Consider the following 10,952-nt stretch of genomic DNA (forward strand, 5'->3'; position numbering starts at 1 on the left):
GAAAAAGAAAAACTGACTGAGCAAATCCAGCAAGCCCTTTGGGATTTGGAAAGCTTTTTCCGTTACCATTTGGATAACGATGCCAAGGAGTTTCCAAAGGCTGCTTATCTAGAGAATGTTCAGTTGATTTTAGATGAAATTGGCTCCTTAAATCAAGAATCCGATAGTCAGGCTTATCAGGCAGTGCTTGCGCGTGTTGTCGCAATTTCGAAAGAGAAAAACGGCCGAGCTCTGACTAATTCTAGTCGTAAGGCTGATTTGAAGCCGCTGGTCGATGCCTACAACGAAGAAAGAAAGGCACAGTTTGCTAAACTAGGACAATTATCAGACCAGATAATGATTCTCGACTATCAAGAACGTTATCACGGAGATACCTGGGAACTAGCTAAGACTTTCCAAACCTTCATGAGTGATTTTGTGGAAGCTTATCGTGAACGTAAGCGCCAGGAAAACGCCTTTGAATTCGCTGATATCAGCCATTACACCATTGAGATTTTAGAGAATTTCCCGCAAGTTCGTGAGGCTTATCAGGAGCGTTTCCACGAAGTCATGGTCGATGAGTATCAGGATACCAACCATATTCAAGAACGGATGTTGGAATTGCTGTCTAATGGTCACAATCGCTTTATGGTGGGAGATATCAAGCAGTCTATCTATCGTTTTCGTCAGGCAGACCCGCAGATTTTCAATGAAAAATTTCAACGCTATGCGCAAAATCCAAAAGAGGGCAAGCTCATTCTCCTCAAAGAAAATTTCCGTAGTAGTTCAGAAGTGCTGTCAGCAACCAATGATGTTTTTGAACGCCTCATGGACCAAGAGGTCGGAGAAATCAACTATGACAGCATGCACCTACTTATTTTTGCCAATACCAAGCTGACTCCTAATCCAGAAAACGAGGCAGAATTGCTCCTCTACGATAAGGACGACACAAATGAAGAAGAAGAGGGTCAGGCAGAAACGAAACTAACAGGCGAAATGCGCTTAGTTATCAAGGAGATTCTTAAACTCCATCAGGAACAAGGTGTTTCCTTTAAAGAAATCGCCCTTCTGACCTCCAGTCGCAGTCGTAATGACCAGATTCTTCTCGCTTTGTCAGAGTACGGAATTCCTGTCAAAACTGACGGAGAGCAAAACAATTATCTCCAATCCCTAGAAGTGCAAGTCATGTTAGACACACTTCGTGTCATTCACAATCCCCTACAAGACTATGCCTTGGTTGCCCTTATGAAGTCTCCAATGTTTGGCTTTGACGAGGACGAGTTAGCACGTTTGTCCCTTCAGAAAACAGAGGATAAAGTCCAAGAAAATCTCTATGAGAAACTAGTAAATGCTCAAAAACAGGTAAGTAGCCAAAAAGTCTTGATTCATACGGAGTTAGCTGAGAAACTAAACCAATTCATGGATATCTTGGCTTCTTGGCGCCTGTATGCCAAAAAGCACTCTCTCTATGACTTGATTTGGAAGATTTACAATGACCGTTTTTATTATGATTATGTTGGAGCCTTGCCAAATGGGCCTGCTAGACAAGCCAATCTCTATGCCCTAGCACTGCGAGCTGACCAGTTTGAAAAGAGCAATTTCAAGGGCTTGTCACGTTTTATTAGCATGATTGACAAGGTCCTAGAAGCCCAGCACGATCTTGCAAGCGTGGCAGTCGCACCGCCAAAAGATGCAGTAGAGCTCATGACCATCCACAAGAGTAAAGGGTTGGAGTTTCCTTACGTCTTTATTCTCAATATGGATCAAGATTTCAACAAGCAAGACAGCATGTCAGAGGTCATTCTCAGCCGTAAAAACGGTCTAGGTGTCAAGTATATTGCCAAGATGGATACAGGAGCAGTGGAAGCCTACTACCCTAAAACCATCAAGCTCTCTATTCCTAGCCTGACCTATAGGCAGAACGAAGAGGAATTACAGCTGGCAAGCTATTCTGAGCAAATGCGTCTACTGTATGTTGCTATGACACGGGCTGAGAAAAAGCTCTATCTTATCGGTAAGGGTTCTCGTGAAAAACTGGAAGCCAAGGAATATCCAGCAGCTAAAAATGGAAAACTAAATAGCAATACTAGACTGCAAGCAAGGAATTTCCAAGATTGGATGTGGGCTATCAGTAAAGTGTTTGCAAAGGACAATCTCAACTTTAGTTATCGTTTTATTGGCGAAGATCAGCTGACTAGAGAAGCTATCGGAGAATTGAAAAACAAGAGTCCTCTCAAAGATAGCTCCCAAGCAGACAATCGCCAGTCAGAAACCATTAAGGAAGCTCTTGAGATGCTGAAAGAAGTGGAAGTTTATAATACTCTTCACCGTGCAGCCATTGAACTTCCTAGCGTTCAAACCCCAAGTCAAATCAAGAAATTCTACGAACCAGTTATGGATATGGAAGGTGTTGAGATTGCAGGACAAGCTCAATCAGTAGACAAGAAAATCAGCTTTGATTTACCAGATTTTTCAAGCAAAGAAAAGGTAACAGGAGCTGAGATTGGTAGTGCTACCCACGAACTCATGCAGAGAATTGACCTCAGTCAGCGACCAACACTTGCTAGCCTGACAGAAACTCTCAAACAAGTTCAAACCAGCCCAGCGGTCAGAGACAAGATCAATCTTGCTAAAATTCTTGCATTCTTTGACACAGCACTCGGTCAGAAAATTCTTGCTAATACCAACCATCTCTATCGTGAGCAACCTTTCTCCATGCTCAAACGAGACCAAAAGAGTCAGGAAGACTTCGTTGTCCGTGGTATCCTTGATGGATATCTGCTTTATGAGGACAGAATTATTCTGTTCGACTATAAGACAGACCGCTATGATGATCCAAGTCAACTCATAAACCGCTATCGTGGTCAGTTAGCCCTATACGGAGAGGCTTTATCTCGAGCCTATTCGATTGAAAATATTGAGAAATACTTGATTTTACTAGGTAAAGACGAGGTTCAAGTTGTAAAAGTATAATTTAGAAAGGAGACCTCATGACACTTCCAGTTAGAAAATCCCTACATGATGCGGTTTTACAGGCTTCAAAAGCTGATACTTGGGAACAAGCTACCAAGGAATGGAATGAAGTTTCCTTGATTTTTAACGGTATCGGCCGTAGCAATTGTGTCTGTGGAAATGCTATCAAATACGCTTACGAACTCTTTAACGGTGTCACAGGTCAACGACTATTTCCGATTGGTAGCGACTGTGTTCGTCATTTTCATCGATTGTCCCTTGACCAGCAACTGGAAGAGGAGGAAAAACTGCTCAGAAAGGTTGAAAATCTAACCAGAAAAGCCCAGAAAAAGGAAAAAATAAAGGTCAATAAAAGTGACTTTGACGAGCGTCTTCTAAAGTGGCTCTGGGAAAAAGGTGTTTTTAAACCCAATCGTGGCAATCAGTTCTCACCTGAGAAAGACTACCAGCTCTTCTTAGAAGTCTTTCAGGGAGGAAGTTGGACCAAGGCAGAACCCAAGAAGAAGGCTCGTATGGAAGAAGTCCTTGAAAAGTGTATCAAACCCTTTTTACTTGGCAAACCAGATGACCAACTCTATCTTGTCAAGCTAGGAAAGGAGAAAATTGACTACGAACAAGAACTCCGAATCCAGGCAGAGAAAGAGCGCAAGAAGAGGGATAAAATCGCCAAACAATATGCAGACAATCTGGTTCTAGCCATGGGACCAGCAGAGCGTGCCTATCAGGATTACTTTGGCTTTACAGAAACCCTAACCCAAGAAGAACGCAAGTGGGAGAAAATTCTTTTTGGTAAAAATCGAACAGAACGGGCTATCAAGGCCAAACAATACCAAAAAGAGCTGGAAAAAGATCAACGAATTGCCGGTCAAGATCCAATTGAAAGAAAACAGAAGCAGACCTGGCTCCTCAATTCCTATTTTCGTGAGCTTCCTGAAGAAAAAGCCCGATTTTCTAGACTCTTATTAGAATATCGAAAAAGTGGAGAAGTTCCCTTTTCAACTGAATATCTGTCAGATCATCTCATCGATTTTTTCTATAAAATGAAAGCCTTTGAATTTGAAATCGCACCAGAACAAGTCCGAGACTTTTTAAAAGAAAGCCTTCAGACAGAACATCTATCCTCAGCACAAGAAAGCTGGATAGAAGGAATTCTTCTCAACTGCATCAAACCATTTTTAGAACGATTATTGATATGAGTAACACCTACCGTGGAAATTCCATGGTGGGTTACATTTTATCCAAAAAAATAATAGGGAGTTGCAAAACTACTGCTTGGTATTTTATATATAAAACAAAGTATGAAAACGCTACTCAATTTTAAGACTTTTCGGTAAATAAAGAGTATAATTAAGGTATACTACCTTTTTTATAGATAATACACTAATATAATAAAGGTCTTTGTAACATTTATAAATTGTATTTCAAGGAGGAATAATGGAAAAGTATTTTGGTGAAAAACAAGAACGTTTTTCATTTAGAAAATTATCAGTAGGACTTGTATCTGCAACGATTTCAAGTTTATTTTTTATGTCTGTATTAGCTAGTTCATCTGTGGATGCTCAAGAAACTGCGGGAGTTCACTATAAATATGTGACAGATTCAGAGCTATCATCAGAAGAAAAGAAGCAGCTTGTCTATGATATTCCGACATACGTGGAGAATGATGATGAGACTTATTATCTTGTTTATAAGTTAAATTCCCAAAATCAACTGGCGGAATTACCAAATACTGGAAGCAAGAATGAGATGCAAGCCTTAGTTGCTGGTACTAGCTTAGCTGCTCTGGGAATTTTAATTTTTACCGTTTCTAAGAAAAAAATTAAGAATAAAACAGTACTACATTTAGTATTGGTTGCAGGAATAGGAAATGGTGTCTTAGTTTCAGCTCATGCTTTAGAAAATAATCTTTTACTGAATTACAATACGGACTATGAATTGACCTCTGGAGAAAAATTACCTCTTCCTAAAGATATTTCAGGTTATACATATATCGGATATATCAAAGAGGAAAACATAACTTCTGAGTCTAAAGTAAATAATCAAGAAAAATCAGCAGCCACTCCTACAAAACAACAAAAGGTGGATTATAGTGTTACACCGAATTTTGTAGAGAATCCATCAACAGTACAAACTATTCAGGAACAAACACCTGTTTCTTCAACTAAGCCGACAGAAGTTCAAGTAGTTGAAAAACCTTTCTCTACTGAATTAATCAATCCAAGAAAAGAAGAGAAACAATCTTCAGATTCTCAAGCACAATTAGCCGAACATAAGAATCTAGAAACGAAGAAAGACGAGAAGGTGTCTCCAAAAGAAAAGACTGGGGTAAATACACTAAATCCACAGGATGAAGTTTTATCAGGTCAATTGAACAAACCTGAACTCTTATATCGTGATGAAACTATAGAGACAAAAATAGATTTTCAAGAAGAAGTTCAAGAGAATCCTGATTTAGCTGAAGGAACTGTAAGAGTAAAACAAGAAGGCAAATTAGGTAAGAAAGTTGAAATCGTCAGAATATTCTCTGTAAACAAGGAAGAGGTTTCACGAGAAATTGTTTCAACTTCAACGACTGCGCCTGTTACAAGAATAGTCGAAAAAGGTACTAAAAAAGCCCAAGTTATAAAGGAACAAGCTGAGACTGGTGCAGAACATAAGGAAGTACAGTCTGGAGCTATTGTTGAACCCGCAATTCAGCCTGAACTACCAGCAGCTGTAGTAACCGACAAAGGTGAGCCAGCAGTCCAACCAGCGTTACCAGAAGCAGTTGTAACAGATAAAGGCGAACCTGAACAGGTAGCCACTCTACCAGAATATACAGGAGTACAAGCTGGCGCTATTGTTGAACCAGAAAAAGTAGAACCGGAATATGCTGGAGTACAAGCTGGAGCTATTGTCGAACCTGAGCAAGTAGCACCCCTACCAGAATACACAGGCGTACAAGCTGGCGCTGTAGTCGAACCTGAGCAGATTACACCCCTACCAGAATACACAGGAGTTCAGGCTGGAGCGATAGTAGAACCAGAGAAGGTAGAAGCACCGAAGGAATACACAGGAGTGCAAGCCGGAGCTATAGTAGAGCCAGAGCAGGTAGCCCCACTACCAGAATATACAGGTGTACAAGCTGGAGCGATAGTAGAACCAGAGAAGGTAGAAGCACCGAAAGAATACACAGGAGTGCAAGCCGGAGCTATTGTTGAACCAGAAAAAGTAGAGCCACCAAAAGAGTACACAGGCGTACAAGCTGGCGCTATTGTTGAACCAGAGCAGACTGCCCCCCTACCAGAATACACAGGTCCACAGGCAGGAGCAATAGTAGAACCAGAACAGGTAGATCCACTTCCTGAATACAAGGGGAATATCGAGCAACTTAAACCTGAAACTCCTGTTGAGAAGCCGAAAGAAACAGATCCAGAGAAAACAATAGAATTAAGAAGTGTTTCTGATGTGGAGCTCTATAGTTATGAAGGAGATCGGTCAAGACAGCATACAAGCTTGGATAAAGTACCAGATAATAAATCTGCTTATTTCATTAAGGTGAAGTCAGCTAAATTTAAAGATGTACTGCTTCCAGTTTCAAACATTGAGGATACTACAAAAGATGGCAAACCAGTCTATAAAATCACGGCTAGATTAGAACACTTGAAGCAATCTGTAGACAATCAATACCAAGACAATTTTACTTATTATCTTCCAAAAGTTGTTCAAAACGACGGCCCTATCTACACATCATTTAAAAAATTAATAACTGATATGAATAGTAGACCAAGTGGAACATTCACACTTGGTGCAACAATGAATGCTCGCGAGTTTGAGTTAAATGAAAACCAAGAAAGTTATGTTACAAAGAATTTCACAGGGACATTAATTGGTAGTCATCAAGGTAAACATTATGCTATCTATAATTTGAAAAAGCCGTTATTCAATAGATTAGAACACGCTACTGTTAAGGATCTCACCTTAAAAGATGTTAATATTTCTGGTAAGAATCATGTCGCATCAGTTGCTAAGGAAGCCACAAATTCTTCAACTTTAAATAATGTTCACGCAAATGGAATCATTGCTGGTGAGCTAGGTATCGGAGGACTTATTCAAAAAGTTGAAAATTCTACCGTAAGTAATAGTAGCTTCACTGGAAGAATAACAAATACCTTTGTTACAACCTCTCAGTATGCAATTGGTGGTCTAGTCGGTCAATTAACTGGTACGAATGCTAGTGTAGATCATTCTATAGCATCAGTAACTATTTCAAGCAATGCAGAATATTCTAACCAAACCATTGGTGGAATTGCAGGTATCGTAGAAAATAATGCAACTGTAGCAAATAGTTATGCTGAAGGTGAAATAAATAATGCTAAACCATTCGCTAGAGTCGGTGGGGTTGCAGGTTCCCTATGGACGCAAGAAGGCGGAGCAGATGATAATACCGGCCACTTGAATAACGTTCTCAGCGATATGAATATTACAAATGGGAATGCGATTTCTGGTTACCACTTCAATGGTATGAAGCAGAAAAAGGTATACAGTAATAAAGACAATAAGGTAGTTAATGTTCAAGCAGTTGGAGATGAGGTAATGTCAGTTGATTCCACTGTAGAACGTGGTACTGAGATTGAAAAAACAGCAGTTCAAGCCAAGAAAGACCAGATTACTACAAAGAAAACTATAACCGTGGAAGATTTTACAAATTCTGCTAAACAGGATGTAGATTATACCAAGGTAGCTCATTATCAGGAGGCAAGAAAAGTTGCATATAAAAATATAGAAAAATTATTGCCTTTCTATAATAGAGACACCATTGTGAAGTATGGAAATCAATTGTCAGCTGATAATAATCTATTTAAGAAAGAATTGTTATCTGTTGTCGCTATGAAAAATGAGGAAGTGGTTTCAGATATTACTTCAGATAAGCACTCTATCAATCACTTACTACTACATTACAAAGATGGAACATCTGAGAAAGTGAGCTTAACCTACCATAGTGATTTTGCAAATCTGGCTGAGTATACTATTGGAAGTACAGGTCTAGTATACACACCAAATGCTTTCCTAAAAGATTATACGTCTATAATAAACAGAGTTAAAAATGACTTAAATACAGTGCAGTATGATCCAACTACTCTTAAGAATTTGTTAGGAATCTCTGATAATGTTAAATTAACAGAACTCTATCTAGATGAGCAATTCGCTAAAACCAAAGAGCACTTGACTGAGACTCTTAAAAAATTGCTTTCAGCTGATGCTGCTGTTACTGGAAATAATAGTGCTATTGACAATTACATCGTTGATAAAATCAAGCGAAACAAAGAAGCTTTGATGCTAGGATTAACCTATCTAGAACGCTGGTATGGTTTCAAATTTGATAAGGCTAGCGCAAAAGATTTGCTTATGTTCCATATGGATTTCTTTGGTAAGGGAAATACCTCTCCTCTTGATACGATTATTGAACTAGGTAAATCTGGCTACAACAATCTCTTGGCTAAAAATAATGTGGTTACTTACAATGCCTTGTTAACGAATAACTACGGTACAAAAGACCTGTTTAGTGCTTTAGAAGGCTACCGTAAAGCATTTGCACCTACTCAAACTAACAATGAATGGTTTAAATCTCAGACAAAAGCCTTAATCGTTGAAGAAAAATCTAATATTCCAGAAGTGAGGGCTAATCAGGAAAAAGTTGGCAGCAAGTACTCTATCGGTGTCTATGATCGAATCACTAGCGACAGTTGGAAATACCGTAACATGGTACTGCCTCTACTTACCTTGCCAGAAAGATCCGTATTTGTCATTTCAACCATATCTAGTCTAGGTTTTGGTTCTTATGATCGCTATCGTAATAAAGAACATCAAGCAAGTGGTGATTTGAATAGCTTTGTTGAAAAGAGTGCGCGTGAAACTGCCAAACGTCAACGAGATCACTACGACTATTGGTATCGTATTCTAGATAAGGAAGGGCGTGAGAAGCTTTATCGAAATATCTTGCTTTATGATGCCTATAAATTTGGAACTGATAATACTGAAGGAAAGGCTACAGAAGTAGCAGATTTTGATAATTCAAATCCTGCAATGAAACATTTCTTTGGCCCTGTTGGAAATAAAGTTGGTCATAATGGACACGGTGCTTACGCTACAGGGGATGCAGTATATTATATGGGCTATCGTATGTTGGATAAGGATGGAGCTATCACATATACACATGAGATGACGCATGACTCAGATCAGGACATCTATCTTGGTGGCTATGGTCGAAGAAGTGGCTTGGGACCAGAGTTCTTTGCCAAAGGCTTATTACAAGCACCAGACCATCCAGATGATGCGACAATCACCATCAACTCAATCTTGAAACATTCAAAATCTGATAGTAAAGAAGGAGAACGATTACAAATACTCGATCCAACTACGAGATTTAAAAACTCTGATGATTTGAAGCAATATGTCCACAATATGTTCGATGTTGTTTATATGCTAGAATATCTTGAAGGAAATTCAATTCTTAAATTAGATACTTATCAAAAACAACAACTTCTTAGAAAAGTTACAAATGAGTACCATCCCGACCCAGATGGAAATAGTGTCTATGCAACAAATGTAGTTAAAGATTTGGCATATGCAGAAGCTGAAAAATTACATTCATTTAATGATTTGATTGAGAATAATATTATTTCGTCTAGGGAATATGCCTTAGGTGAATACGAAAGAAATGGCTACTTCACTATTAAATTATTTGCGCCGATTTATGCAGCATTAAGTAATGATGACGGAACGCCAGGTGACCTGATGGGACGTCGTATGGCCTATGAACTATTAGCTGCTAAAGGATTTAAAGATGGTATGGTGCCATATATTTCAAATCAATTTGAACCCGATGCTAGGGCAAATAAAAAAACGATTACCTCATATGGTAAGACTAAAGGATTGGTAACAGATAAATTAGTACTTCAAAAATTATTTAATGGTCAATACGACACTTGGAGTGATTTTAAAAAGGCCATGTATAAAGAGCGACAAGACAAATTCAGTCAATTGAATAAAGTTACCTTTAATGATACAAGTAAATCATGGACAAGCTTTGCAACCAAAACTACAAGCAATATAGATGAGTTGCAACAACTAATGAATGAAGCTGTCCGCAAGGATACAGAAACTCCTCATTGGAATAACTATAATCCAGAAACAGACAGTGCAGTTCATAAGTTGAAGAGAGCAATCTTTAAAGCTTATCTTAACCAAACTGATGATTTTAGAAGTTCAATTTTTGAAAATAAAAAATAGTGTTTACTGTTAAGAAATTAAATTGAAGAAGGTGATTACGCTTGTCATTATTTAAAAAAGAACGATTTTCGATCCGAAAAATCTGTGGGATTGTTGGTTCGGTGTTGCTCGGAAGTATCTTGGCTGCACCGTCAATCATTCATGCTTCTACCTATCATTATGTTGAAAAAAGCGCTCTTACACAAGAAGAACAAACTAAGATTCAGGCAGGAATTCCTACTGATAATGAGGAAACTTATGCTCTTATTTATCAGCAGGAAGCTCTTCCTGCAACAGGTTCATCGACTTCTGTGCTTACAGCTTTAGGTCTATTAGCTGTTGGTAGTTTAGTCCTTTTGGTTCATAAAAAGAAAAAAGTTAGTAGTTTGTTCTTAGTTACTACTATCGGACTGATTAGTCTTTCTAGTATGCAAGCTCTCGATATAAGCAATCCTTTGAAAGCTCCAAGTAATGAAGGAGTAGTTCAAATTGCTGGATATCGTTATATTGGATACTTACCCCTTAATGATGATGCAATTTCAGAAATTCAACATAAGAATGAGGGGACAAAAAATGTTCCAGTATCTGAAACTCAGGAAAGTATCCCTAATGAAGCGCCTAAAGCTGAGAAACCTAAAAATCCAGAGTCTGTAAGCACCGTGCCAAACGAGACAACTAAATCAGAGAAGCCAGAGTACACTGCACCGGTAGGCACAGTCCCTGACGAGGCTCCTAAAGCAGAGAAACCA

4 protein-coding genes are annotated in these 10,952 nt (G+C 38.8%); all 4 read left to right on the top strand.

Going from position 1 to position 10,952, the window contains the following annotated elements; genetic code table 11:
- A partial coding sequence (gene addA / locus ADI58_RS05550) for a helicase-exonuclease AddAB subunit AddA (protein ID WP_049521785.1) occupies positions 1–2,952 on the top strand: 2,952 nt, incomplete at its 5' end.
- A 17-nt stretch (positions 2,953–2,969) separates the two neighbouring features.
- Complete coding sequence (locus ADI58_RS05555) at positions 2,970–4,148, top strand: hypothetical protein (protein WP_049521786.1); 1,179 nt, start codon at positions 2,970–2,972, stop codon at positions 4,146–4,148.
- A 238-nt stretch (positions 4,149–4,386) separates the two neighbouring features.
- Positions 4,387–10,224: a ZmpA/ZmpB/ZmpC family metallo-endopeptidase gene (locus ADI58_RS05560; protein WP_049521787.1), complete on the top strand. Its 5,838-nt coding sequence runs from the start codon at positions 4,387–4,389 to the stop codon at positions 10,222–10,224.
- Between the two features lie 41 nt (positions 10,225–10,265).
- Positions 10,266–10,952 (top strand): LPXTG cell wall anchor domain-containing protein (locus tag ADI58_RS05565; protein ID WP_049521788.1); only part of this gene is annotated, 687 nt, incomplete at its 3' end.

Source organism: Streptococcus mitis (genome assembly GCF_001074635.1).
In the GTDB taxonomy this organism is placed as follows: domain Bacteria; phylum Bacillota; class Bacilli; order Lactobacillales; family Streptococcaceae; genus Streptococcus; species Streptococcus mitis_E.

Excerpts from the sequence above, each read along its gene's own strand:
- ADI58_RS05555 (WP_049521786.1), top strand. The coding sequence starts at position 2,970 with ATGACACTTCCAGTTAGAAAATCCCTACATGATGCGGTTTTACAGGCT.
- ADI58_RS05560 (WP_049521787.1), top strand. The coding sequence starts at position 4,387 with ATGGAAAAGTATTTTGGTGAAAAACAAGAACGTTTTTCATTTAGAAAA.